This is a genomic window from Streptomyces sp. T12, from assembly GCF_028736035.1.
Classification (GTDB): Bacteria; Actinomycetota; Actinomycetes; order Streptomycetales; family Streptomycetaceae; genus Streptomyces.
In genome coordinates this window covers 420,101-445,235 of record NZ_CP117866.1, presented here as the reverse complement: position 1 = coordinate 445,235, position 25,135 = coordinate 420,101, and the positions used below count along the sequence as shown (strand labels likewise).

The 25,135-nt window shown below is 71.0% G+C and carries 22 protein-coding genes; 10 read left to right on the top strand and 12 right to left on the bottom strand.

What is annotated here, in order from left to right:
- Nucleotides 1–23: 23 nt before the first annotated feature.
- Nucleotides 24–1,196: a sugar MFS transporter gene (locus PBV52_RS02035; protein ID WP_274236524.1), complete on the bottom strand. Its 1,173-nt coding sequence runs from the start codon at nt 1,194–1,196 to the stop codon at nt 24–26.
- A 152-nt stretch (nt 1,197–1,348) separates the two neighbouring features.
- Here PBV52_RS02035 and PBV52_RS02030 point away from each other — a divergent pair, with 152 nt between their 5' ends.
- The 3 genes from PBV52_RS02030 to PBV52_RS02020 all read left to right on the top strand — a co-directional run bounded on the left by PBV52_RS02030 (nt 1,349) and on the right by PBV52_RS02020 (nt 3,590).
- Nucleotides 1,349–2,113 (top strand): transcriptional regulator, encoded by a 765-nt coding sequence (locus tag PBV52_RS02030; protein ID WP_274236523.1) that lies wholly within the window; start codon nt 1,349–1,351, stop codon nt 2,111–2,113.
- Nucleotides 2,110–3,087, top strand: a complete 978-nt coding sequence (locus PBV52_RS02025; protein ID WP_274236522.1) for a threo-3-hydroxy-L-aspartate ammonia-lyase — start codon at nt 2,110–2,112, stop codon at nt 3,085–3,087. Before PBV52_RS02030 ends, PBV52_RS02025 begins: the two co-directional genes overlap by 4 nt.
- A 143-nt stretch (nt 3,088–3,230) precedes the next feature.
- Nucleotides 3,231–3,590, top strand: coding sequence for a cupin domain-containing protein (locus PBV52_RS02020; RefSeq protein ID WP_274249228.1), 360 nt, complete (start codon nt 3,231–3,233; stop codon nt 3,588–3,590).
- A 39-nt stretch (nt 3,591–3,629) separates the two neighbouring features.
- Here PBV52_RS02020 and PBV52_RS02015 read toward each other — a convergent pair whose 3' ends face one another.
- Nucleotides 3,630–4,604, bottom strand: a complete 975-nt coding sequence (locus tag PBV52_RS02015; RefSeq protein ID WP_274236521.1) for an NAD(P)-dependent alcohol dehydrogenase — start codon at nt 4,602–4,604, stop codon at nt 3,630–3,632.
- Nucleotides 4,605–4,811: 207 nt separating this feature from the next.
- On the opposite strand from PBV52_RS02015, the gene PBV52_RS02010 reads away from it, so the two are divergent.
- Nucleotides 4,812–5,516 (top strand): SDR family oxidoreductase, encoded by a 705-nt coding sequence (locus tag PBV52_RS02010; protein WP_274236520.1) that lies wholly within the window; start codon nt 4,812–4,814, stop codon nt 5,514–5,516.
- A 22-nt stretch (nt 5,517–5,538) separates the two neighbouring features.
- Here the strand turns inward: PBV52_RS02010 and PBV52_RS02005 are convergent, their stop codons facing one another.
- Together PBV52_RS02005 and PBV52_RS02000 are read right to left on the bottom strand one after the other, a co-directional pair.
- Complete coding sequence (locus PBV52_RS02005; protein ID WP_274236519.1) at nt 5,539–6,897, bottom strand: VWA domain-containing protein; 1,359 nt, start codon at nt 6,895–6,897, stop codon at nt 5,539–5,541.
- Nucleotides 6,894–7,760, bottom strand: coding sequence for a MoxR family ATPase (locus PBV52_RS02000; RefSeq protein ID WP_274236518.1), 867 nt, complete (start codon nt 7,758–7,760; stop codon nt 6,894–6,896). Before PBV52_RS02000 ends, PBV52_RS02005 begins: the two co-directional genes overlap by 4 nt.
- A 140-nt stretch (nt 7,761–7,900) precedes the next feature.
- On the opposite strand from PBV52_RS02000, the gene PBV52_RS01995 reads away from it, so the two are divergent.
- Nucleotides 7,901–8,470, top strand: a complete 570-nt coding sequence (locus PBV52_RS01995; RefSeq protein ID WP_274236517.1) for a TetR/AcrR family transcriptional regulator — start codon at nt 7,901–7,903, stop codon at nt 8,468–8,470.
- A gap of 66 nt (nt 8,471–8,536) precedes the next feature.
- On the opposite strand, the gene PBV52_RS01990 is transcribed toward PBV52_RS01995, so the two are convergent.
- Both PBV52_RS01990 and PBV52_RS01985 read right to left on the bottom strand, forming a co-directional pair.
- Nucleotides 8,537–9,847 carry an FtsX-like permease family protein gene (locus PBV52_RS01990; RefSeq protein WP_274236516.1) on the bottom strand — a complete coding sequence of 437 codons (1,311 nt, stop codon included), beginning with the start codon at nt 9,845–9,847 and terminating at the stop codon, nt 8,537–8,539.
- A 3-nt stretch (nt 9,848–9,850) separates the two neighbouring features.
- The gene (locus PBV52_RS01985; protein WP_373921999.1) at nt 9,851–10,636 is read right to left on the bottom strand and encodes an ABC transporter ATP-binding protein; all 786 of its coding nucleotides are present in this window, start codon (nt 10,634–10,636) and stop codon (nt 9,851–9,853) included.
- Between the two features lie 291 nt (nt 10,637–10,927).
- Here PBV52_RS01985 and PBV52_RS01980 point away from each other — a divergent pair, with 291 nt between their 5' ends.
- Nucleotides 10,928–11,857, top strand: coding sequence for a hypothetical protein (locus PBV52_RS01980; RefSeq protein WP_274236514.1), 930 nt, complete (start codon nt 10,928–10,930; stop codon nt 11,855–11,857).
- A gap of 124 nt (nt 11,858–11,981) precedes the next feature.
- Nucleotides 11,982–13,520, top strand: coding sequence for an FAD-dependent oxidoreductase (locus PBV52_RS01975; protein ID WP_274236513.1), 1,539 nt, complete (start codon nt 11,982–11,984; stop codon nt 13,518–13,520).
- A gap of 10 nt (nt 13,521–13,530) precedes the next feature.
- Here PBV52_RS01975 and PBV52_RS01970 read toward each other — a convergent pair whose 3' ends face one another.
- From PBV52_RS01970 to rhaI, 6 genes are all read right to left on the bottom strand, one after another.
- Nucleotides 13,531–14,181 (bottom strand): LUD domain-containing protein, encoded by a 651-nt coding sequence (locus PBV52_RS01970; RefSeq protein WP_274236512.1) that lies wholly within the window; start codon nt 14,179–14,181, stop codon nt 13,531–13,533.
- Nucleotides 14,178–15,665 (bottom strand): LutB/LldF family L-lactate oxidation iron-sulfur protein, encoded by a 1,488-nt coding sequence (locus PBV52_RS01965; protein WP_274236511.1) that lies wholly within the window; start codon nt 15,663–15,665, stop codon nt 14,178–14,180. Before PBV52_RS01965 ends, PBV52_RS01970 begins: the two co-directional genes overlap by 4 nt.
- Nucleotides 15,662–16,417, bottom strand: coding sequence for a (Fe-S)-binding protein (locus PBV52_RS01960; protein ID WP_274236510.1), 756 nt, complete (start codon nt 16,415–16,417; stop codon nt 15,662–15,664). The genes PBV52_RS01965 and PBV52_RS01960 overlap by 4 nt, the downstream gene beginning before the upstream one ends.
- A gap of 71 nt (nt 16,418–16,488) precedes the next feature.
- Nucleotides 16,489–17,940, bottom strand: a complete 1,452-nt coding sequence (locus tag PBV52_RS01955; protein ID WP_274249225.1) for a rhamnulokinase family protein — start codon at nt 17,938–17,940, stop codon at nt 16,489–16,491.
- Between the two features lie 8 nt (nt 17,941–17,948).
- Entirely contained in the window at nt 17,949–19,988 is a 2,040-nt protein-coding gene (locus PBV52_RS01950) for a bifunctional aldolase/short-chain dehydrogenase (protein ID WP_274236509.1), read from the bottom strand.
- A 153-nt stretch (nt 19,989–20,141) separates the two neighbouring features.
- Complete coding sequence (gene rhaI, locus PBV52_RS01945; protein WP_274236508.1) at nt 20,142–21,302, bottom strand: L-rhamnose isomerase; 1,161 nt, start codon at nt 21,300–21,302, stop codon at nt 20,142–20,144.
- 274 nt (nt 21,303–21,576) lie between these two features.
- Between rhaI and PBV52_RS01940 the strand changes: the two genes are divergently transcribed.
- Genes PBV52_RS01940 through PBV52_RS01930 form a run of 3 tightly spaced genes read left to right on the top strand, consistent with a single transcriptional unit; the run spans nt 21,577 to nt 25,116 of the window.
- Complete coding sequence (locus tag PBV52_RS01940) at nt 21,577–23,094, top strand: sugar ABC transporter ATP-binding protein (RefSeq protein WP_274236507.1); 1,518 nt, start codon at nt 21,577–21,579, stop codon at nt 23,092–23,094.
- On the top strand, nt 23,091–24,131 hold the full coding sequence (locus PBV52_RS01935) for an ABC transporter permease (protein ID WP_274236506.1): 1,041 nt from the start codon (nt 23,091–23,093) through the stop codon (nt 24,129–24,131). The genes PBV52_RS01940 and PBV52_RS01935 overlap by 4 nt, the downstream gene beginning before the upstream one ends.
- Entirely contained in the window at nt 24,124–25,116 is a 993-nt protein-coding gene (locus PBV52_RS01930; RefSeq protein WP_274236505.1) for an ABC transporter permease, read from the top strand. Before PBV52_RS01935 ends, PBV52_RS01930 begins: the two co-directional genes overlap by 8 nt.
- Nucleotides 25,117–25,135: the final 19 nt, after the last annotated feature.

Sequence of the window (25,135 nt, the reverse complement as noted above, 5' to 3'; positions counted from 1 at the left end):
TCACCATGAAGTGCGCAGCGGGTTCAGCGAGTGCGGGTACTGCGGATCAGCCAGAGCGTGGCGGCCAGGCACAGCGCCGAGACGCCGGACAGCAGGAGCGGGACCGCGCGGATCCCGGACCACTCGATGGCCTTGCCCAGCGCCGGGCCCGCCACCACGCCGCCGACCATGGAGGCGGCGATGACCACCGCTCCCGCTCTGCGGGCCCGCGGGGCCGCCCGGTGGAGCCACGGCAGGCCGGTGGGGAAGATCGGCGCGATGAACAGGCCGACGCCGGCGTACGCGTAGGGGGCCGCCCCCGGAACCGTGGCGAGCAGCAGGCACACCGTCATGCCCGCGCACGAGACCGTGATGATGGCCTGGGCCGAGAAGCGCAGCGCGATCGGGGCGACCAGGAAGCGGCCGACCGTCATCATCAGCCAGTACACGGACGTGGCGGTCGCGGCGAATCCGGCGCCGTACCCGACGGTCTCCAGATGGGTCGGTTCCCAGCCGCCGACACCTGCCTCGATGCCGACGTGCAGCACGTACAGGGTGACGAACACGGCGAGCACGGAGCCGAGGCTGCGGGCGAGGACCTGGCCGCCGTGCGACTCGCCGGCCGCCTCGGACGGCTGCGGCGCCCGGTCGCGGACGCCGCGCAGGCACAGCAGCAGCGGCAGGTTGGCCAGCGCGAAGCCGAGGAAGATGGCCGGGTAGTGTGCGGCGCCGACCACGCCGATCAGAACCGGGCTGAGGATCGCGCCGATGCCGAAGTGGGCGTGGAGGAAGTTGAGCATGGCGGTCGAGCGGTGCCCGAACCCGACCGCGAACAGCTGGTTGAGGCCGTAGTCGATACCGCCGAAGCCGAGCCCGGCCAGCAGGGCCATGGCCAGGGCGGCCGGCCAGTTCGGCGCCAGCGCCAAGCCGGCTGCGCCGACGGCCATCAGCAGATACGAGGCGCCCAGGATCCGCCGGTTGCCGATCCGGCCGTAGAGCCGGTCGAAGAGCAGCACGCCGGCCACCCCGCCGACGAAGTGCGCGCTCAGCCCGAGGCCGGCCGCCGACGGGGACAGGCCGAACTCCTCGCGGAAGGCGGGAATCGCGGGGCCGTACAGAGCCTGGAGGACGCCGATGAGCATGAAGCCCACGCAGGAGGCGACTACGGCGGCGGGGCTGAAGACCCGGGGGTTCGGGGGTGCCGACGTCACTGTCATGAGGCGTGATGTTACCGGTAACATCACGCCGCTCGTCAAGATCCGTGCCGCACTCTCAACGTCCTGGACTGCCAGTACAAACACTGGACATGTAGTCTAGAAACTGACTCGGTGGGCAGAACGCCGGGCCAAGGGCGGACGAGGAGTGCGCGATGGCGGCCGAGCCGGGCCTGGAATCCGAGCGGGACGCGATCGTCGCCGCGCTGACGCCCGTCATCGACGGGCTCGCGGCCACGTTCGGGCCGATGTGCGAGGTGGTCCTGCATGACTACCGGCGGCCGGAGAAGTCCGTGGTCGCCGTGGCCGGGTCGGTGACCGGGCGGGCCGTGGGCGGGGCGATGAGCGAGATCGGCATGCGGATCGTCGCGCGCGGTGACGGGGCGGGCGACGAGCTGAACTACGTCACCAGGACCCGGGGCGGCAAGCTGGTCAAGGCGTCCACCATGGTGCTGCGGGACTCCACGGGCACCGTGTTCGGCGCCCTCTGCGTCAACCTGGACATCACCGCCGTCAGCGACGCCCACGCCCTGCTCGGTGCCCTCGCCGGCATCGGCGGCACCCCGGCCGACGTGCCCGTCACCACCTTCGGCAACGACATCGACTCCGTAGTCGACGCCATCCTCGACGCCCACCAGATCCGGCAGAACGGCAGTTGGGCCGCCCTCGACCGCGCCCAGCGCCTGGAGCTGTTCCGCGGCCTGGACGAGCGGGGCGTCTTCGCCGTGCGGCGGGCGATCGAACAGGTCGCGGCCCGGCTCGGCATCTCCCGTGCGTCCGCCTACAGCTATCTGTCGCAGGCGCGCGCCGACGCCCGGACGGTGCCGGACCGGGCGCCGGACGGCACGACCGACCGAGCGCCGGACCGCCCGGCCGATCGCGCAGCGACCGACAAGACATCCCCTGGAGGACACGCGTGACGACCACCACCCCGCCGGTCACCCTCGACGACGTCCGCGATGCCGCCGCGCGGCTCAAGGGCGTCGCGCACCGCACGCCGGTGCTGCGCTCGCGCACGCTCGACGAACTCGTCGGTGCCGAGGTCTTCCTCAAGTGCGAGAACTTCCAGCGCGTCGGCGCCTTCAAGTTCCGTGGCGCCTACAACGCGGCCTCGCGGCTGACGCCGGAGCAGCTCACCCGCGGCATCGCCGCCTACTCGTCCGGGAACCACGCCCAGGCCGTCGCCCTGGCCGCCCGGGAACTCGGCGCCACCGCGGTGATCGTCATGCCCGAGGACGCCCCGCCGTCGAAGCGGGCGGCGACCGCCGGCTACGGCGCTGAGATCGTCACGTACGACCGCTACACCGGCGACCGTGTCGCGATCGGCGAGGCCCTGGCCGCCGAGCGCGGCCTCGCCCTCATCCCGCCTTACGAGCACCCGCATGTCATCGCAGGTCAGGGCACTGCCGCCCTCGAACTGCTCGAAGAAGTGGGGGAGTTGGACGCACTGGTCACGCCGGTCGGCGGCGGCGGACTGATCGCCGGCAGTTCCACGGTGGCCAAGGGCCTGCACCCGGGCATCCGGATGATCGGCGTGGAGCCGGAGGCCGGCGACGACACCAAGCGATCCCTGGAGGCGGGGCGGCGCATCAGCATCCCGGTGCCGCACACCATCGCCGACGGACAGGCCCTGCACACACCCGGGGAACTGACCTTCTCCGTGAACCGGCGGCTCGTCGACGAGATCGCGCTGGTCAGCGACGACGAGATCCGGGACGCGATGCGCTTCGCGTTCGAACGCCTGAAGATCGTCGTCGAGCCGAGCGGCGCCACCCCGCTGGCCGCCCTGCTCACCGGCAGGGCGGGTGCGCTGCCGCGCCGGGTCGGCGTGATCATCTCCGGCGGCAACATCGACGCCGAGCGCTTTGCCGAGCTCTGCGGGAAGCAGGCCTGAGCGGGCGTTCCCCGAATGGCGGCCCCGGTTCGACGAGCGGACGATGGAGTGGTAGGGGGTCGGCTGCCGACGGCGGTGTCCAGGGTCGCCGGGGAGACCGGCCCAGGCCGCGGTGAACCGCGGCCGGAAGGGAGTGCGTCATGGTGTTGGAAGTGAAGCCGCTCGAGAAGCCGGACGAGCGCCGTGATTTCCCCCGCGGCCACCTCGAAGCCGTCCACATGACGGATCTCGATTTCGCCGTGGCGACCTTCGAGCCCGGCTGGCGCTGGACCGAGTCCGTGGCCCCGATCGCGGGCACCGAGAGCTGTCAGATGCACCACAACTGCTACATGGTCCAAGGCCGCATGCACATCCGGATGGACGACGGCGGCGAACAAGAGGTCGGCCCCGGCGACGTCTTCGTCTGCTCGCCGGGACACGACGCCTGGGTCGTGGGCGACGAGCAGGTCGTGGTCTACGACTTCCAGGGACAGACGGCGAGGGAGTACGCGAAGTCGAAGTAGCGGCGGCACGCGTGGCACCGCTCGGCCCGCGTCGGCACCTCACACGGTGACGACGACCTTCGCGCGCGCGTGCTCCACCTCCACGTACCGGATCGCCTCGGCCGCCTCGCTGAGCGGATACGTCCGCTCGACGACCGGGGCGATCTTCCCGGACTCGGCGAGTTCGCACAGCGCGGCGAGGTTCGCCCTGCTCTGGTGGGCCGGGAGTTCGAGCAGCCGCTGGCGGGCGAAGGGCGCCGCCAGCCGCCTCCTGAAGAAGAGCCCCATCGGTCCGACGACGCTGCCGCCCTCGTACACGCCGCCGCCGGACAGCACGAGCGTGCCGGTGGGAGTGACCGCGCGCCGGAACTCGGACAGCGAGTGGTTGCCCACCAGGTCCAGCACGACGTCGTACTGCCGGGCGCCGCGGGTGAAGTCCTCGCGTGTGTAGTCGATGACGTGATCCGCGCCGAGTGAGCGGACCAGGTCCACGTTCCTCGTGCTGCACACCGCGGTCACCTCCGCGCCGTACGCCTTGGCGAGCTGCACGGCGAACGCGCCCACACCGCCCGACGCGCCGTTGACCAGGACCGTCTGGCCCCGCTGCACCCGGCCCACGTCCCGCAGTCCGATCAGGGCGGTGTTCCCCGCCAGGGGTATCGCGGCCGCCTGCTCGAAGGTCAGGTTGGCGGGCTTCGGGCCCACCATGCTGTCCTTGGCGCACACGAACTCCGCGAACGCGCCGTCGGCCTCGCCGAACACCTCGTCGCCGGGCTTGAGCCCTATGACCCCGCTGCCCACCGCTTCCACGCGGCCGGCGAAGTCCCGGCCCCGGACCCTGGCCTTCGGCCTGGTGACCCCGAAGACGAGGCGGGCGATCTTCGGGTCGCCGTGCATCAGATGCCAGTCGTAGGCGTTGACCGAGGCCGCGTGCACCCGCACCAGCACCTCGTCGGCCGCCGGCACCGGAGTGTCGAAGTCCCTGAACTCCAGCGTGTCCGCCGAGCCGTACCGGTCCTGAACCACTGCCTTCATGGGGTCCCCCTCTGTTTGTGGCGAGCGTACGGAACGCCCACGGAACCGGATATCGGGGATGAACCCTGATTTTCTCCGGAGTCGACCCCGGCCTTGCCCGGAGAAAACCGATCGGTTTACCATGGCTTCGACGATGCGGAAACCGATCGGTCTCCTGTGTCTGTGTCGAAATACCTGTGCCTGTGTCGAAACATCCGGGAGAAACCCATGACCACCATCGAAGGCTCCGTCGCCCTGGTCACCGGCGGCAGCCGCGGCATCGGCCGCGCCCTGGTCGCCGCCCTGTACGAGCGGGGCGCGAAGAAGGTGTACGCCACCGCCCGCGACCCGCGCACCGTCACGCACCCCGACGCCGTGCCGCTCGCGCTCGAGGTGACCGACCCCGCGTCCGTCGCGGCGGCCGCCGAGCAGGCGCAGGACGTCACCCTGCTGATCAACAACGCGGGAGCCTCGGTGAACGCGAACTTCCTCGACTCGCCCGTCGCGGACGTGCGGCGCGAATTCGAGACCAACTTCTACGGACCGCTCCTGGTCACCAGGGCCTTCGTCCCCGTGATCGAGCGCAACGGCGGCGGCCACATCCTCAATGTCCACTCCGTGCTGTCGTGGATCGGCCTCGCCGGCTCCTACAGCGCGTCCAAGGCCGCCTTCTGGTCACAGACCAACTCGCTGCGCCTCGACCTGAAGCCGCGCGGCATCGACGTCACCGGCCTGCACGTCGGGTACGTCGACACCGACCTGACCGCCGGCATCGACGCGCCCAAGTCCACGGCCGAGAGCGTGGCGGCACAAGCCCTCGACGGGATCGCCTCGGGCGCCTTCGAGGTGCTGGCCGATGACATCTCGCGGCAGGTCAAGGCGGGGCTGGCGGCCGATCCGGTCACCCTCTACCCGCAGCTCGCCGCCGTCTGATCAGCTCCTGATCGGCGCCTGATCACACCGGCAGCAGGCGCGCCACCAGCGCGCTGAGCTGCCGGGCGGTGCGGCATTCGTGCATCTCGACCAGCTCGGCGTAAGCGGGCGCGGCGGAGTCGCCCGTGCCCCAGCGGGAGCGCTGCTCGGGGTTCAACCAGTAGACGCGGCGTGCCTGGCCGGCGATCTGCCGTACGGCCGGCAGGTTCGGGTCGCTCCTGTTGGTGCGGGCGTCGCCGAGGACGAACACGGTCGTGCGCGGGCCGACCGCGTCGCCGTACCGCTCGGCGAACTCGCCCAGCGCCATGCCGTAGTCGCTGCTGCCGTGCCAGGCGGTGAGCCTGGCCTCCGCCTCGATGCGCGCATTGAGCCCTTCCGGGTCGGCGGTGCCGCGTTCGAGCAGCCCGGTCACCTCGTCGATCCGGTTGACGAAGGCGAACACGCGCACCTTGCTGAACTGGTCGTGCAGGGCCTGCACCAGCAGCATCGTGAAGTCCGAGAAGCCGGACACCGAGCCCGACACATCGCACAGCAGCACCAGTTCGGGGCGGACGGGACGCCGTCGGCGCAGCACCGGCTTCATGGGCACCCCGCCCGTCGACAGCGACCCGCGCAGGGTCCGCCGTAGATCGATCGAGCCCCGGGAGGCGCGGCGGCGACGTGCCGCGAGCCGGGTCGCGAGCTTGCGGGCGAGCGGTTGAACAGCCCTGCGCAGCTCGGCCAGTTGAGCCTTCCCCGCGAACAGGAAGTCGACCCGGTCGGCGGTCGGGGTCACCGCCCGCCGGGCGATCTCGTCGCGGCCGCGCCGCTCGGCGACCCGGCGCCGCGCCTCCGCGGCCACCAGCGCCCGGAACGCCTCGATGCGCCGCCGGATCTCGTCCTCCAGCAGCCGGTCGGCGAACCCCGAACTGCCGCCCTGCGCACGGATGTTGTCACGGACACGGGCGAGCAGGGTCTGCGGACGCAGTCGTTCGAGTGCCTGGTACGACGACCAGCCGTCCGACTCCGGCGAGGAACCGTAGCCACCGAAGCCGTCGACCGCCTCGACGGCCAACCGGCCCATCATCACCTGGTCGTCGGCGGTGAGCGCGGCCGCCAGCCGTTCGCGCAGGTCGTCCCGTCCCGCGGTCTTCTGCTCCGGCGCGCCGACACCGCGCGGGAAGTACAGGTCGAAGACCGGGTCGAACACCTGACGCTGGCCGTTGCCGTGCAACAGCGTCGCCGCCAGCCCCTCGCGCAGCAGCTCCCGGTCCGCGAGGCCGAGCGCCTCCACCGCCTGCGCCGCGTCCACCGTCTCGCCGGTACCGATCCGCACGCCGTGCGCGCGCAGCGCCCCGACGAGGGACGTCAGCCGCTCCGCGACACCGGCGGGCGTGGTCACAGGGCGTCCAGGGTGTCCAGGTCCAGCTTGGCGGACGCCTTGAGCACGTCGTCCTGGTGCTTGAGGAGGACGCCGAGGGTGGCCTGCATGACCGTCTCGTCCAGCGTGTCGGCGCCGAGCGCGAGCAGCGTGCGCGCCCAGTCGATGGTCTCGGCGACCGAGGGCACCTTGCGCAGGTCCATCGCCCGCAGCGCGCCCACGACCCGGACGACCGACCGGGCCAGCGCCTCGTCGAGCCCCGGCACCTTCAGCCGTACGATCCGGCGCTCCATCTCCTCTTCGGGGAAGCCGATGTGCAGGAAGAGGCAGCGGCGGCGCAGCGCCTCGGACAGCTCCCGGCTCGCGTTGGAGGTGAGGACGACGAACGGGCGGCGCGTCGCGCTGATGGTGCCCAGCTCGGGGACGGTCACCTGGAAGTCGCTGAGGACCTCCAGCAGCAGGCCCTCCACCTCGACGTCCGCCTTGTCGGTCTCGTCGATCAGCAGCACCTTGGCGTCGTCGCCCCGGATGGCCGTCAGCAGTGGCCGCGTGAGCAGGAACTCCTCGCTGAAGATGTCCGTGCGTGCCTCGTCCCACGTCTCGTCGCGGCCCGCGCTGATGCGCAGCAGCTGCTTGGCGTGGTTCCACTCGTACAGCGCCCGGGACTCATCGACCCCTTCGTAGCACTGCAGGCGTACCAGCCGCGCCCCGGCGACCTCGGCGACGGCCTTGGCCAGCTCCGTCTTGCCGACCCCGGCGGGGCCCTCCACCAGGAGCGGCTTGCCGAGGCGGTCGGCGAGGAAGACGGTCGTGGCGACCGCGGGCGAGGCGAGATAGCCGGTCTCGGCCAGACGTGCGGAGACGTCGTCGACGGATGTGAACAACGGGGCCTCCAGCTCGGCGGCGACAGTCGGGATACATATCTAAGCGCTTGTTCACCCGATGATGCCACGGGTGTTCCGTGCATCGGAAGGTGGTATACCGATCGGTTCCTCGCGTCCGGTGCCGAGGTAACCTCGCCCGTATGGCCACTACAGACAAGGCGTCCACCAAGGACCGGCTCCTCGACGCGGCGGCCGAGCTGTTCTACCGCGACGGCGTCTCCATCGGCGTCGAGGCGCTGTGCCGGACCGCCGGGGTCTCGAAGCGGTCCATGTACCAGCTGTTCGCGAGCAAGGACGAGGTCCTCGCGGCGAGCCTGGAGCGACGGCTTCCGGCGTACGAGGCCCAGCTCGTGCCCGGCTCGCAGGAGACCGGCACGCCCCGCGAACGGATCCTGCACGTCTTCGAACGGCTGGAGGCGGCGTCCGCCGAGCCCGCCTACCAGGGCTGCCCCTATCTCGCCGCGCTGGTCGAGCTGAAGGACCCCGAGCATCCGGCGAGTGTGGTCGCGCGGGCGGCGAAGGAGGGGCTTCAGGGCTACTTCCGTGCGCAGGCCGAGCAGGGCGGGGCGCGGGATCCCGAGCTGCTCGCCCGCCAGCTGATGCTGGTCTTCGACGGGGCCAGTGCGCGCGCGGGCGCGAAGGTCGAGACGCTGGACGGGCTGGCCACCGCGACCGTGATCGCGCTGCTGGACGCGTCCGGCGTGAAGTGAAGGGAGGGGCGGCCGCCGAAGCAGCCGCCCCTCGTCGCAGAGGTCCTTCTCGTGACGTCACCGTTCTCATGACGCCACGGCCACCGCCCCGACCGCCGGAGTGCGCAGCGTCCGCCGGGCCGTGACCAGGCTCGTCCCCAGCGTCACCGCCGCCGCGGTCGCGGCCACCGCGACCCCGATGTCGTAGACCTCGCCCGGAAGCACCCCGTCGGTGCGGACCACGGTGAACGGGACGATCCCGGCCAGCGCGGCCACCATGCCGAAGAGGACTCCGGTGACGGTCAGAATGAGCGTCTCGACACCGACCGTCCCGAGCACCTGGCCCGGCGTCGCCCCCGCCAGGCGCTGCTGCCCGAACTCCCGGGCGCGGTAACTCGTCGCGGCGTAAAGCGAGTTGACCAGCATCACGCAGACGAAGACCACGATGATGCCGACGACCGTGAAGTTGAGCGTCTCCAGGTTCTTGGCGTCGATCGACTTCGTCAGACCCGAGGCCTCGACGGCGTCGCTCTCCACCGCCTGCATGGTGAGCGTGGCCGTGGCCACCGCGGTGAACAGGATCAGCGACATCAGGATCCCGGCCAGATGACCGGCCCGCTCCCGCAGATTCCGTACGGCCAGCCAGCCGCTCGCCCCGCTCAGCGGCAGCCGGTCCAGTACGCCCTCCAGTAGTCGTGGTGCCATCAGCGCGAAGCCCACCGACAGCAGGATCGCCCCGTAGGCCGGCGGCGCCATCAGGGCCGCGTCCGTCGCCGAGAACACGAAGGTGGAGGCGACCGACGCCGCACCGGCGAGCAGCGCCGCGTACGCGAGGAACCTGCGTGCCCCGCCCCGCCGTTCATGCCCGCGCGTCGCCCGCCGTACGGCGAGGAAGGCGGCGCCCGCCGACGCCAGCAGCGTGATGGCGATGCCCGTCGTCAGAGCGATCGGGCCGAAGGAGTGGTCGACGGATCCGGCGACCTGACCGCTGTCCTGGAACACCTCCAGCAGTGCCTGCCCACCCAGCATCGCCGGGCCGATCGCCAGCGCCGCGCCCACCAGGGCCACGACCACTGCCTCGCCCACCACCATCCGCTTGAGCTGCGCCGGAGTCGCCCCCGAGCAGCGCAGCAGCGCCAACTCGGCGGCGCGCTGGCGGACGTTGACCGTCAGGGTGGAGGCGACGGCGAAGAACACCAGCAGGGTGCCGTAGCCGCCGACGACGCCCGCCGCGGTGGACAGGGTCTCCGCGCTGGTCGCGTCGACGCCGTCCTGCGCCGCCGTGTCGTGCATCGAGTGGAACGTCATGATGATCGCCGCGCCCAGGAACGCGGACAGCAGTGTCGCGAGGAACCGTCCGGGGCGGTGCCGTATCGACCGCATGGCCAGCAGGAACATCGCTCACACCCCCGTCGCCACGTTGTCGCCCAGGTGCGCGAGGCGTTCGGCCACCGCGTCCGCCGTCGGGGCGTCCAACCGGCCCGCCAGCCGGCCGTCCGCCAGGAACAACACCGAGTCGGCGTAGGAGGCGGCGACCGGGTCATGGGTCACCATCACCACGGTCCGGCCGTGCACCCGCACCGCCTGCTGGAGCAACCGCAGCACGTCGCGTGCGTTGCGCGTGTCCAGGGCACCGGTCGGCTCGTCCGCGAAGATCACCCGAGGCTCCGTGACCAGGGCGCGGGCGATCGCCACGCGTTGCCGCTGACCGCCGGACAACTGGTCGGGGCGGTGCCCGAGCCGGTCGCCGAGGCCGACGGAGGTCAGGACCTCCTTGGCCCGCTCGCGGTCGACACGCTGCCCGGCGAGCTTGAGCGGCAGCACCGTGTTCTGGGCGACGGTCAGCGTCGGAAGCAGGTTGTACTGCTGGAACACGAACCCGATCCGTCCCCGCCGGAACTTCGTCAGCTCGGCCTCGCCGCCGCCGGTCAGCTCGGTGCCGTCCACCCGCACGATGCCGCTGTCCGGCCGGTCCAGCCCGGCCGCGCAGTGCAGCAGCGTGGTCTTGCCGGACCCCGAAGGCCCCATCACCGCGGTGAAGGTGCCCCGCCCCAGACCGAGGGTGACCCCGTCCAGAGCGGTCACGGCACTGTCGTGCGCACCGTAGGTCTTGGTGACCTTGACCAGCCGGAGCGCCTCGGCGGCGGGTCCCTTGTCGTGCGTGCGTCGCGAACCTGCGCGCAACATCGTCATCACTCTCCGTCCGGCACTCCCTGTGCCCTGCCGAAGAAGCTACGGAGCCGGGGGGCCGACCACATTGGGCGCAGAACCCGTATTGCCGGGTGTACTCAGCGACACCCTCGACGGGGGGTCGGCCGCGGTCACGGCTCCGCGCGGCGACGGATGTACGGCGGAGGTCACGGCTCCGTGACGTCGGTGACCGGACTGGTGCCGTGGGGAGGCTTCCGGCCGGGATCCGGCACCGGTACAGCTTTCTCATGACGGACAACGGGGGACTGTCATGAACGGGGGACTGTCATGACGGACGATGAGGGACGCCGCCACCCGTGGTGGCGGGCATTGCGGGAGTCGGTCCAGGGGGCCGACACCGAGTTGCGGCCCGAAGGGCTCAGGGACGTCGTGCCGGCCGGCTTCGACGGCACCTATGTGCAGTTCGGTGATCTGTATCCCGAGCAGCAACTGCAACTGCAGCTTCTCCACGGTGCCTCGCAGCGCGCCTTCGAACGCAGGACGCGGATCTCGGCGCGGGTCACCGTGGTGCGGGTGCTCGGCAACGCGCTGAGCGACCCGCGGCTCGCCGACGCCAAGCCCAACGAGCACCTGACCCAGTATCTCGACCAGGAGATCGCCGACTTGAGGGGCCGGCTGGCGCAGGACAGTGCGACCGCCGTCAGCCGGGGCCTCAACATCGGCCTCGCCGTCGGCTCGGCCGCGAGCCTCGCCCTGCTCGCCGTACCGCTGCTCTGGGGCGTCGACCTGCTCGGCGCCCTCGGCGTGACGCTGAACTGCGCCAACCGCTGGAGCCTGCTCGGCGCGTTCGTGTGCGGCGGCGTCGGGGCGTTCGGGGCCGTGCTCAGTGTGCTGGTGCGGCTCAGGGGCAGCGTGGACCAGCTGACGCGCCGACTGAGCGACGGGCGCGAGGACATCGTCGTCCCCGGCCAGATGGCCCGCAGCATGCGCCACGAGGGCGTCTACCGCGTGTTCGTCGGCTGGATACTCGCCCTCGCCGTGTACTTCCTGCTCAGCGGCGGCATCGTGCCGGTCTTCGAGTCGCCCGCCACCGCGGCCGAGATCTGCCCGGCCGCGGGGAGCCCGGGATCGGCCGCCCAGGGCACCGAGTTCTGGGGCTTCTGGAGCGCCATCGGCTTCGTGGCGGGCTTCAACGAGCGGTGGGCCTTCGGCATCCTGAGCCGCGACTCGACGAGGCGATCGGGGAAGAGCGCCTGATTCCCGGGCTTCGAGGGCGGGGCGGCGAGTACCGCCTTCCGTCGGGCCGCTACCAGGTGACCTGCGCCGTGGGCCGACCGGCGGCCCGTCGTGTGGCCCCGTCGGTGCGGGGAACTCGGCCGCCATGGACGATCAGGGCCGCACCCACACGTCGTACTGGATCGAGACGGCACCGCCCGGCGAGCTCGCACCCCCACCCGACGGTGACCTCACCGTCGAGGTCGCCGTGGTGGGGGCGGGCATCGCCGGGCTCAGCACCGCCTGGGAGCTGGCCCGGCGCGGGCACGGCGTCGCCCTGCTGGAGGCGGACCGGGTCGCCGCCGGCGTCACCGGCCACACGACGGCCAAGCTGAGCGCCCAGCACACCTTGATCTACGACCGGCTCCGCCGCACCCGCGGCAAGGAGGGAGCGCGCCTGTTCGCGGCCTCGCAGATGGACGCGATCCGGCACGCCGCCGAGACCGCGGACGCGCTCGGCATCGAGTGCGACTGGGAGGGCACGGCGGCGTACACCTACGCCGAGGACGGCGACCGCACCGACGAGCTGCGGGCCGAGGCCACCGCGGCCCGGGAGGCGGGTCTGCGCGCCGAGTACGTGACCGACACGGATCTGCCGTTCCCGGTCGCGGGCGCGGTCCGGGTCGAGGAGCAGGCACAGTTCCACCCCCGCAAGTACCTGCTGGCGCTGGCCGAGGACCTGCGCCGCCTGGGTGGCCGGGTGCACGAGCACACGCGCGTGGTCGGTCTCTCCGAGGGCGACCGGTGTGTCCTGACGACCGAGGACGGGGTGAAGGTGACCGCGGGGTCCGTCGTGGTCGCCACCCACTATCCGATCTTCGACCGGGCCCTGCTGTTCACCCGGCTCTCACCCCGCCGCGAACTCGTGGTCGCCGCTCCCATCGAGTCGGCCGCGGCTCCGACCGGCATGTACATCACCCCCGAGCAGAACACCCGCTCCGTCCGCACGGCACCCTACGAGGACGGCAAGCGCCTGCTCATCGTCACCGGCGAGCACTTCACCCCCGGCACCGGCGACGATGTCGAGGCGCGGTTCGAGACCCTGTCCGCGTGGGCGGTGGAGCGCTTCGGGGACCTCGACTTCACGCACCGCTGGGCCACGCAGGACAACGACCCCACCGACTCCGTGCCCCTCGTCGGCCCGCTGCACCCCGGGAGCCGGCACACCTACGTGGCCACCGGCTTCGGCGGCTGGGGACTCGCGAGCGGCATCATGTCGGGCCGCCTGCTGTGCGATCTGATCACCGGCCGCGAGAACCCGTGGAGCGACCTGTACGACCCGCGCCGCGTGACGTCCGTCCTGCGCGAGGGGAAGGACTTCCTCAAGCACCAGGCCGACGTGGCACGCCACTTCGTCGGCGACCGGCTCCAGCACCTGCCGGGCCCCTCGGCCACGTCGGTGGACGATATCGCCCCCGGCGACGGCGCCGTCGTCCACGTGTCCGGGAAACGCTGCGCCGTCCACCGCGACGAGGACGGGAAGGTGCACGCCGTCTCCGCGAAGTGCACGCACCTGGGCTGTCTCGTGGCGTTCAACCGCGCCGAACGGGCCTGGGAATGCCCGTGCCACGGCTCCCGCTTCGACCCCGACGGCCGCGTCGTGCAGGGCCCCGCCGTGCGGCCGTTGGAGCCACGCGACATCTGAGGCGAATCACTCAGTCGACGAGGACGACCTCCAGGGTGCGCGGACCGTGCACCCCCTCGACCCGGTCCAGCTCGATGTCACTGGTCGCCGAGGGGCCCGAGATCCACGTCAACGGGCGGGCGGGATCGAGGCGTTCGAGGGCCTGCGGGACGGACGACACGACCTGTTCGGGGACCCGTACGACACAGATGTGGTGGTCGGGGACGAGGGTGATGCGGCGACGTCCCTGGTCGGCCGAGCCGTCCAGGACGAGGGTGCCGGTCTCGGCGACGGCCACCGCGCACGCCGTGACCACACTGTCGATCCGGTCCAGTTCGTCCGGGGTGCTCTCCGTCCGGTCCGGGATCCGCTCCGCGTCGGCCGCCGAGAGCCACTCGGGCTCCAGCCCCGGCGGCACGAGCACCGTCTTCGCACCCCGCGCGGCGAGCATCCCGGCGATCGTCGCCGGGAGGTCGGCGGCCGTGCAGCGGTGCACCACGGCCCGGTAGTCCGCCAGGTTCTCGGCCAGCAGATCGACCGTCTCCGCGACTGAGCGCTCCCCGTGCTCGCGCAGATAGTCGCGGGGAACGGCCTGCTCGTACGGCGTGTCGTCCTGTCGTTCGGCCGCCACGTCCGCCAGCGCGCGCCGCACCCGGCCCAGGATCCTGTCCCTGCTGCTCACTTCGCACCGTCCTTCGCGCCCTGCGTACGCTGCCACCAGTCCCGGAAGGGCTCCGCGGGCACCGTCGGCAGATCCCGGCTGTCGCTCCACGCCTTGCCCGGGCCCGGCAGCGACCGGGGATGCAGGCGGCGGGTGCGCGAGGCGAGCCGCTGACCGGTGCGCAGAGCACCGGGATGGCTGAACGCCCAGCGCGCCGCCCGCATCGCGGCCCGCTCGGCGGCATGCCCCTTCGCCGGCTTCAGCACCACCTTGTTGCCCCGCGCGGTCACCTGGCCGCCCTGCACCACCCGCTCCCGCAGATGCACCAGCACCTCGGGGATGTCGATGGCGACCGGGCACACCTCGTAGCAGGCACCGCACAACGACGACGCATACGGCAGCGAGGCGTCGATCTCGCTTGCCACGCCCCTCAGTTGAGGGCTGAGGATGGCGCCGATCGGGCCCGGGTAGACCGAGCCGTACGCATGCCCGCCGGCCCGCTCGTACACCGGGCACACGTTGAGGCACGCCGAGCAGCGGATGCAGCGCAGGGCCTGGCGGCCGACCTCGTCGGCGAGCGTGTCCGTGCGGCCGTTGTCGAGCAGGACGAGGTGGAAGTCCTGCGGGCCGTCAGCCGTTTCGGAGTCTGTCGTGCCGGTCCACATCGACGTGTACGGGTTCATGCGCTCGGCGGTGGAGGAGCGGGGGAGTGTCTGCAGGAACACCTCCAGGTCCCGCCACGTGGGCACGATCTTCTCGATGCCGACGACCGAGATCAGCGTCTCGGGCAGGGTCAGGCACATCCGCCCGTTGCCCTCGGACTCCACGACCACCAGCGTGCCGGTCTCGGCGACCATGAAGTTGGCGCCGGAGATGCCGACCTTGGCCCGCAGGAACTTCTCGCGCAGGTGCAGTCGGGCGGCCTCGGCGAGTTCGGCGGGGGTGTCGGTGAGTCCCTCGGGGGCTGGGCGGCCCCACTCGCTCATCTCGCGCTCGAAGATGTCCCGGATCTCAGCCCGGTTGCGATGGATCGCCGGAACGAGGATGTGCGAAGGCCGGTCCTTGCCCAACTGCACGATCAGCTCGGCGAGATCGGTCTCGTAGGCGCGGATGCCCTCCGCCTCCAGCGCCTCGTTCAGCCCGATCTCCTGCGTGGCCATCGACTTGACCTTGACGACCTCCGACTCACCGGTCGCCTTGACGAGGTCCGCCACGATCCGGTTGGCCTCGTCGGCGTCCGCGGCCCAGTGGACCGTACCGCCGGCCGCCGTGACCGCCTCCTCCAACTGCACGAGATACCGGTCGAGATGACGCAGCGTATGGTCCTTGATCCGCTTCCCGGCCTCCCGCAACTGCGCCCAGTCGGACACCTCCGCGACGGCGTTCGCCCGCTTGGCGCGGATGGTGTGCGTGGCGTGCCGCAGATTGCCGCGCAGGGTCTGGTCGTGTACGGCCTCGTGCGCGGCCTTCGGAAAGGCCGGCATCCCTACGAACGTCCCGCTCATACGGCCGGCTCCTCCTCCGTGCTCGCCAGGATCTCCGCGATGTGCACCGGCCGCATACCGGTCCGCAGCCGGGCCATGGTCCCGCCGATGTGCATCAGACAGGAGTTGTCCGCCGCGCACAGCACGTCGGCGCCGGTCGACTCGGCGTTGCGGACCTTGTCCGCACCCATCGCCGCCGAGACATCGGCGTTCTTCAGCGCGAAGGTGCCGCCGAAGCCGCAGCACTCGTCGGCGCCCGGCAACTCGGCCAGCTCCAGCCCCTTGACGGCCTGGAGCAGCCGCCGGGGCCGGTCGCCGAGGCCGAGGCCGCGCAGCCCGTGACAGGTCGGGTGATAGGTGACCTTGTGCGGGTAGTACGCCCCGACGTCCGTCACCCTCAGCACATCCACCAGGAACTCCGTCAGCTCGTACGTCTTCGGCACCACCGGCGCCAGCGTCGCCGCGAGCGTGTCCCCGCGCCCCTCGGCCCGGGCCCGCTCACCCATCCGCGGATACAGCTCCCGCACCATCGCCCCACACGACCCGGACGGGGTGACGATCGCCTCGTACTCCCCGAAGACATCGGAGAAATGCCGGGCCAGCGGCTCGGCCTCGTGCCGGTATCCGGTGTTGTAGTGCGCCTGCCCGCAGCAGGTCTGGGCCATCGGGAAGTCGACCTCGACGCCCAGCCTGGTCAGCAGTTTCACCACGGCGCGCCCGGTGTCCGGATAGAGCGTGTCGTTGACACAGGTCAGGAACAGGGCGACACGCATCGCGGCTCCTTGTGATCGATCATCGGATGAGTGCAGGGTAATGCGGACACGCGGCCGGGGGGAGACCCCGCTCACCCTCGGGTGAGCCGGGCCTCCGCCTCGCTCCAGCGCGCCGCGTCCCCCCGCGGCTCGTACCGGGTCAACGGCTGCGTACGGGTGAGCAGTCGCCGCCCGTCGGCAAGGTCGCCGACCAGCCCGTGGGTCCGTGCCTGGACCAGGACGTTTCCGAGGGCGGCGGCCTCGGTCGGGCCGGCCACCACCGGAAGCCCGCAGGCGTCGGCGGTCAGCTGGCACAGCAGAGCGTTGCGCGTGCCGCCCCCGACGACGTGCACGACGTCGACCGGATGGTCGGCCAGCCGCTGTGCCTCGGCGATCGCCCTGCGGTGGGCGAGGGCGAGCGAGTCGAGGATGCAGCGCGTGATCTCGGCGGGCGATGCGGGCACCGGCTGCCCCGAGGCACGGCACGCCTCGGCGATCCGCTCCGGCATCCGCCCCGGCGCCAGGAACGCCGCGTCCCCCGCGTCCACGACCGACCGCAGCGCCGGCACCTTGGACGCGTCGAGCAGCAGCCCGCCCAGATCGGGTTCGCCCCACGCCCGTACGCACTCCTGGAGCAGCCACAGCCCCATGATGTTCCGCAGATACCGGACCGTGCCGTCCAGCCCCAGCTCGTTGGTGAAGTTCGCGGCCCGGCTCTCCTCGGTGAGCACGGGGGCGCCCAGCTCGAGGCCCGCCAGCGACCAGGTGCCGGTGCAGATGTACGCGAACCGCTCGCCCTCGGCCGGGACGGCGGCCACGGCGGACGCGGTGTCGTGCGACCCGACCGCCGTCACCGGCACCGGACCGCTCAGCCCGGTCTCCTCCAGCACCTCGCCGCGCAGCAGCCCCGCGGGATCGCCGGGTCGCCTGAGCGGTGCGAACAGGCCCAGGTCGATGCCCAGCCGGGAGGCGATGTCGTAAGACCAGTCCCGCGTCCGCGGGTCGATCAGCTGGGTGGTGGAGGCGTTGGTGAGCTCGGTGCCCTGCTCGCCGGTGAGCCAGTACGCCAGCAGGTCGGGGATGAGCAACAGCCGCTTGGCATACGGCAGTTGGGCCGAGGACCGGGCGGCGGCCAGCTGGTACAGGGTGTTGAAGGGCGCGTACTGCAACCCGGTGGCGGCGTACAACTCCGCCGCCGGGACGGTCGCCCACACCTTCTCCGCGACGCCCTCGGTCCGGGAGTCGCGGTAGTGCACGGGATTGCCGAGCAGTGCCCCGTCGGCGTCCAACAGCCCGTAGTCCACGGCCCAGCTGTCGATGCCGACGGAGTCGAGTCGTCCACCGCCGTGGGCACCGGCCGCCCGCAGCCCCTCCAGCACCCCCGCGTACAGGGCGAGGACATCCCAGCGCAGCCCTTCGGGCACCCGCACGGGCCGGTTCCGGAAGCGGTGCGCTTCGGTCAGCTCCAGGCTGTCGGGGCCGACGCGGCCGACCATGACGCGCCCGCTGGAGGCGCCCAGGTCGACCGCGGCGTACGACTTCACGGCCGCGCTCACCGCAGGAAGGCGGCCGCGACGCCGGCGTCGACCGGGATGTGCAGTCCCGTGGTGTGGGTCAGGTCCCCGCCGGTGAGGGCGAAGACGGCGTTCGCGACATGGTCGGGGAGCACCTCGCGCTTGAGGATGGTCCGCTGGGCGTAGAACTCGCCCAACTTCTCCTCCTCCACCCCGTACACGGCGGCCCGCTTGGCCCCCCAGCCACCGGCGAAGATCCCGGACCCACGTACCACGCCGTCCGGGTTGATCCCGTTGACGCGGATGGCGTGCTCGCCCAACTCGGCGGCGAGCAGCCGCACTTGATGGGCCTGGTCGGCCTTGGTGGCGGAGTAGGCGATGTTGTTGGGTCCGGCGAAGACGGCGTTCTTCGAGGCGATGTAGACGATGTCACCGCCCAGCTGCTGAGCGATCATCACGCGCGCCGCCTCCCGCGACACGAGGAAGGAACCGCGCGCCATGATGTCGTGCTGCAGGTCCCAGTCCTTCGCCGAGGTCTCCAGCAGCGGCTTGGAGATGGAGATACCGGCGTTGTTGACCACCAGATCGACCCCGCCGAAGGCCAGCACCGCCGCCTTGAAGGCCTCGGCGATCTGCTCCTCGGACGTGACGTCGACCGTCACCGCGACGGCCTTGTCGGACCCGCCGAGCTCCTCGGCGACGGCCTGGGCGTTCTCGGCGTTGAGATCGGCGACGACCACACACGCGCCCTCGGCGACGAGCCGCTGCGCGATGGCCTTCCCGATCCCGCTGCCCGCGCCGGTCACGAGCGCGACCCGCGTCGCGAGCGGCTTGGGCTTAGGCATCCGCTGAAGCTTGGCCTCCTCCAGCGCCCAGTACTCGATACGGAACTTCTCCGACTCCTCGATGGGCGCGTAGGCCGAGACAGCCTCCGCCCCCCGCATCACATTGATGGCGTTGACATAGAACTCACCCGCGACCCGGGCGGTCTGCTTGTCCTTGCCGAAGCTGAACATGCCGACCCCCGGGATCAGCACGATCGCCGGGTCGGCGCCGCGCATGGCGGGGGAGTCGGGCAGCGCGTGCCGCCGGTAGTAGGCGGCGTACTCCTCGCGGTACTCGGCGTGCAGCTCCTTGAGCCGGGCGACGGCCTCGTCGAGGGGAGCGGTGGGCGGCAGGTCGAGGACGAGCGGCCGGACCTTGGTCCGCAGGAAGTGGTCCGGGCACGAGGTGCCCAGGGCCGCGAGGCGCGGGTGCTCGGCGCTCGCGAGGAAGTCGAGGACGACCTCGGAGTCGGTGAAGTGACCGACCTGCGGCCGGTCCTGGGAGGCGATGCTGCGGATGACCGGCGCCAGCGCCGCGGCCCGCTCCCGCCGCTCGACGGCGCCGAGCGCCGCGTACCCCTCGATCACCGGCCCGAAGGGCTCCGGCTTCCCGCGCTCGGCGAGAAACGCCTCGGCGGTGCGGATGATGTGCAGCGAGTTGCGCTCGCACTCCTCGGAGGTGTCGCCCCAGGCGGTGATGCCGTGCCCGCCGAGGATGCACCCGATCGCCTGCGGGTTGGCGTCCTTGACCGCGGCGATGTCGAGCCCCAGCTGGAACCCGGGCCGCCGCCACGGCACCCACACCACGGTGTCACCGAAACACTCGGCGGTCAGCTTCTCGCCGTCGGCGGCACAGGCGAGCGCGATGCCGGAGTCGGGGTGCAGATGATCGACGTGCGCGGCCTCGACGAGCCCGTGCATGGCGGTGTCGATGGAGGGAGCGGCCCCGCCCTTGCCGTGCAGGCAGTAGTCGAAGGCGGCGACCATCTCGTCCTCGCGCTCGACGCCGGGATAGACGTCGACGAGCGCCCGCATACGGTCCAGCCGCAGCACGGCCAGCCCGGCCTCGGTGAGCGTCCCGAGATCACCACCGGACCCCTTGACCCACATCAGCTCGACGTCACCACCGGTGACGGGGTCGGTGTCGGTGCCCTTGGCGGAGGCGTTTCCGCCGGCGTAGTTGGTGTTGCGGGGGTCGGAGCCGAGCCGATGGGAACGGGCGAGGAGGGCGGCGGCTTCGGGATGGGTTGCCATGACTGTTCAGTCCTTATGAGAAGAGGGGACGGGCAGCGCCCCTCCAGGGGCGCGGGGCTGTGTTGAATTTGCGGCTACCGCCGCGCGGGCGCGACCAGCCACATATGGCCCGCAGCCTGCAACGAATCGAATTCGGCAGACGAGACCCGGCAATCAGGCCCCCCAACCGGCCTGCTCCCCACCGACCCGCTCAGCCACGATCTTCTCGGCCCACCCGGACCGGCGGTACGCAGCAATGGGGTCGGCGTCGAGCCCCATCTCCTCCCGCACCTCGGCAAGCAACGGCCGCACATCCGTGTTGTACGCGTCCATCACCACGGCATTCGCACTGAGCACATCCCCGGCCTGCTGGGCAGCACTCAGCGCGTCCCCGTCCACGAGGAGCGCCTTCGCCGTGGCCTCCTGCACGTTCATCACCGACCGGATGATCGCCGGGATCTTCGCCTCGATGTTGTGGCACTGGTCGAGCATGAACGCGACCTCGGGAGAGAACCCACCCCCACGCACGACCTCGTACATGATCCGGAACAGCTGGAACGGGTCCGCGGCGCCCACCATCAGGTCGTCATCCGCATAGAACCGGGAGTTGAAGTCGAACCCTCCGAGCTTCCCCTCCCGCAGCAGCGTCGCGACGATGAACTCGATGTTGGTCCCGGGCGCGTGGTGCCCGGTGTCGACCACGACCTGGGCCTTCTCCCCGAGCTTCAGGCAGTGCGCATACGCCGTCCCCCAGTCCGGCACGTCCGTCGTGTAGAACGCCGGCTCGAAGAACTTGTACTCCAGCAGCATCCGCTGCCCTTCGCCCAGCCGCTCGTACACCTGCGAGAGGCCCTCGGCCAGCCGGTCCTGCCGAGCCCGGATGTCGTCCTGCCCGGGGTAGTTCGTGCCGTCCGCGAACCACAGCTTCAGATCCCGCGACCCCGTGGCGTCCATGATGTCGACGCACTCCAGCAGATGGTCCACGGCCTTGCGCCGCACCACCGCGTCGGGATGGCAGATGCTGCCCAGCTTGTAGTCGTCGTCCTGGAAGGTGTTGGAGTTGATCGCGCCCAGCTTCACGCCACGCTCTTCGGCGTGCTTGGCCAGCGCCGCGTAGTCGTCGACCTTGTCCCACGGAATGTGCAGGGCAACGGTCGGCGCGACACCCGTGAACGCGTGCACCTGAGCGGCGTCGTCCAGCTTCTCCCACGGCGTACGCGGAACGCCCTGCTGGGCGAACACCTTGAACCGCGTCCCCGAGTTCCCGTACGCCCACGACGGCGTTTCGACTGCCTGGGTCTTGAGTGCGGCCTTCACCGCGGCGAGCTCGGTCACTTTGAGGGCTCCTGTGACGTCGGGTCGGAAGGACTTCTGAACGGCTTCGCTGTGAAACGATTCAAGACGGGAACGTATGAGTCCCTCGAAGGGGTGTCAAGCCCCACGGCCAAGGGTTCTTCTCGTGACTCGGCCGTGACCTTCATTCATCGAAACTTTTTCGACACGGACCCATTGACGTGACATGCGCTCCGTGCCTAACGTCCCGGCAACCAAGTTGAAACCTTTCACGACGCCGAGAGGGCCGTCCCGCCGGCGTCGTCGAGGAGCCCCCATGACCCACCCGTCCAAAACGGGTCCGGCCCCGGTTCTGGCGCTCAAGGACATCTCCAAGTCCTTCGGCGCGGTCCGCGCCCTGCGGGACGTCTCCCTGGAGCTGTTCCCCGGGGAGGTGCACGCCCTCGCCGGTGAGAACGGCGCGGGCAAGTCGACCCTCATCAAGACGCTCGCCGGCGTACACCGGCCCGACGCGGGCCAGGTGCTGCTCGACGGTGCGCCCGTCGTCTTCCACGGCCCCGGTGACGCCCGCGACGCCGGGATCGCCGTGATCTACCAGGAGCCGACTCTCTTCCCCGACCTGTCGATCGCCGAGAACATCTTCATGGGCCGCCAGCCGCAGCGCGCGCTCGGCCGGATCGACCACAAGGCCACGCACGCCGCGACCCTGGCCCTGATGCAGCGCCTCGGCGTCGAGCTCGACCCCGACCGCCCCGCGCGCGGCCTGTCCATCGCCGACCAGCAGATCGTCGAGATCGCCAAGGCGCTCTCCTTCGACGCCCGCGTCCTGATCATGGACGAGCCGACCGCCGCCCTCACCGGCAGCGAGGTCGCCCGCCTCTTCGGGGTCGTCCGCGCCCTGCGCGAACAGGGCGCCGCCGTCCTCTTCATCTCCCACCGGCTGGAGGAGATCTTCCAGATCTGCCGGCGGGTCACGACCCTGCGCGACGGCGCCTGGATCGCCAGCGAGCCGCTGGACGGCATGACCGAGGACGACCTCGTACGCCGGATGGTCGGCCGCGACCTCGACGAGCTGTACCCCAAGCAGGACGTGAAGCCGGGCGAGGTCGCCCTGAGCGTGCGCCGGCTGACCCGTGAGGGCGTCTTCACCGACGTCTCCTTCGACGTACGACGCGGTGAGATCGTCGGCCTCGCCGGGCTCGTCGGCGCGGGGCGCACCGAAGTCGCGCGGGCCGTCTTCGGCATCGACCGCTGGGACGCCGGCGAGGTCTGCGTCGACGGCAAGGCCCTGACCAACGGCGCCCCGTCCACCGCCATGGCGTCCGGCCTCGCCCTCGTCCCCGAGGACCGGCGCGCCCAGGGTCTGGTGATGGACATGTCCATCGAGCGCAACATCGGCCTCACGGGACTTCGTACGACCGTCAAGGCGGGGTTGATGGACCGCGGCGCCGAACGCAGCCGGTCCCTCGACTGGGCCGTCAAGCTCCAGGTGAAGTACGCCCGGATCGCCGACACGGTGAACACCCTGTCCGGCGGCAACCAGCAGAAGGTCGTCCTCGCCAAGTGGCTCGCCACCGGCCCCAAGGTACTGATCGTCGACGAACCCACCCGGGGCATCGACGTCGGCACCAAGGCCGAGGTGCACCGGCTGCTCAGCGAGCTCGCCGCCGACGGCGTGGCCGTCCTGATGATCTCCTCCGACCTGCCCGAGATCCTCGGCATGGCCGACCGCGTGCTCGTGATGCACGAGGGCCGCCTGACCGCCGAGATCCCGCGCTCCGACGCCACCGAGGAAACCGTGATGGCCGCAGCAACCGGGAGGGCCGCCGCATGACGGTGATCACTCCCAAGGAGGCCCCTGTCACCGACGTACCGAAGTCCAGCGGCACCCGCCTGGTCGACCGCGTCTTCAAGATGCGCGAACTCGCCATCCTGGTCGTCTTCGTGGTGATGATCGTCGTCACCCAGCTCGGCAACAGCGAGTTCCTCACCGAGCAGGGCATCAAGGACCTGCTCCTGAACGCGACGATCCTCGTCCTGGTCGCCACCGGCCAGTCCCTGGTGGTGATCACGAGGAACGTCGACCTGTCGGTCGGCTCCACCCTCGGCATCAGCGCCTTCGCCGCCGGTACGTATCTCCAGGGCGGCGGGAACCCGGTCGTCGCCGTACTCCTGGCGGTCCTGATGGGCATCGGCTTCGGCCTGCTGAACGGCCTGCTCGTCAGCCTCGGCCAGGTGCCCGCGCTCGTCGTCACCCTGGGCACGCTGTACATCATCCGCGGCATCGACTCGATCTGGGTCGGCGCCCGGCAGATCACGGCGGCCGACCTCCCGGACGGCTTCGTCGACTTCGGCTCCGGCGGCATCTCCGCGGTGCCGTGGCTGGCGCTGATCGCCGTCGCCGTCCTGGTGGCGACCGCGTACTACCTCAAGCACTTCGGCAGCGGACGCGAGCTGTACGCGCTCGGCTCCAACCCGGAGGCCGCCCGCCTCGCCGGCATCCCGGTGCGCAAGCGGATCCTCGCCGCGTACACCTTCTGCGGTGCGCTGGCCGGACTCGCGGGCGCCATGTACCTGGCCCGGTTCGGCAACGTCGACTCCAGCACGGGCAGCGGCTACGAACTCACCGTCGTCAGCGCGGTCGTGGTCGGTGGTGTCGTCTTCACCGGCGGCTCCGGCAGCGTCTACGGCGCGGCGCTCGGCGCGCTGCTGCTGACCTCCATCAACAGCGTGCTGCCCGCCCTCGGCGTCAGCTCCGTCTGGGTGCTCGCCATCAACGGCATCCTGCTCATCCTCGCCATCGCGGTCGACCGGATCGTCGCGCTGCGCGTGGCCACCGCCCTGAAGAAGAGGAACGCCCGCCATGGCTGACTTCTCGCTGAGCCGAGCGATCCGCTGGGACACGGTCGTCGGTGCGCTTCTGATCGTCGTGCTCCTGCTGTCCTTCGGAACGGTCGATGGTTTCGGGAACGCTCTCAACCTGTCGTTCCTGATCGGAAACACCCTTCCGATCGCAATGATCGCCCTGCCCATGACGCTCCTGGTCGTCTCGGGCGAGATCGATCTCTCGGTCGCCTCCACAGCCGGTCTGTCGGGCTCGGTCATGGGTGTCCTGTGGAACCAGGGCATGGCGATCGAGACGATCATTCCGATCTGTCTGGCGCTCGGCGTGGTCTGCGGACTGATCAACGGCCTTCTGGTGACCAAGCTGGGGCTCCCGTCGCTCGCCGTCACCATCGGCACCCTCGCCGCCTACCGCGGCATCGCACAGATCATCCTCGGCTCCGACGCGGTGACCGACTTCCCCACGCAGTACCTCGACTTCGCCTCCGGACACATCGGCGACACCTTCATCCCGTACGCCTTCCTGCCCTTCCTGGTGCTCCTCGCGATCGCCGTGATCGTCCTGCACGCCACCCCGTTCGGGCGGTCGGTCTTCGCGACCGGCGCGAGCGAGGAGGCCGCGAGGTTCGCCGGTATCCGGGTCAAGCGGCAGAAGCTGATCCTGTTCACGGTGACGGGCCTGATGGCCTCGCTCACCGGGATCTTCTGGGCGCTGCACTTCGCCAGCGCCCGCTACGACAACGCCACGGGGCTCGAACTCTCCGTCGTGGCAGCCGTCTTGCTGGGCGGCATCGACTTCGACGGCGGCAAGGGCACGCTCGGCGGCGCGATCGCGGGAGTCTTCCTGCTCGGCGCGCTGCAGAACGTGATGAGCCTCCAGGACGTCTCCGCCCAGTCGCAGATCGTCGTCACCGGCGTCCTGCTGGTCCTCTCCGTGCTCGGCCCCCGGGTCGCACGGCAGATCTCCGTAGCGAGGGCGGGCCGCAAAGCCGCCTCGACTCCGGCCTCGTAACTCAGCCCTTCCTCGTAAA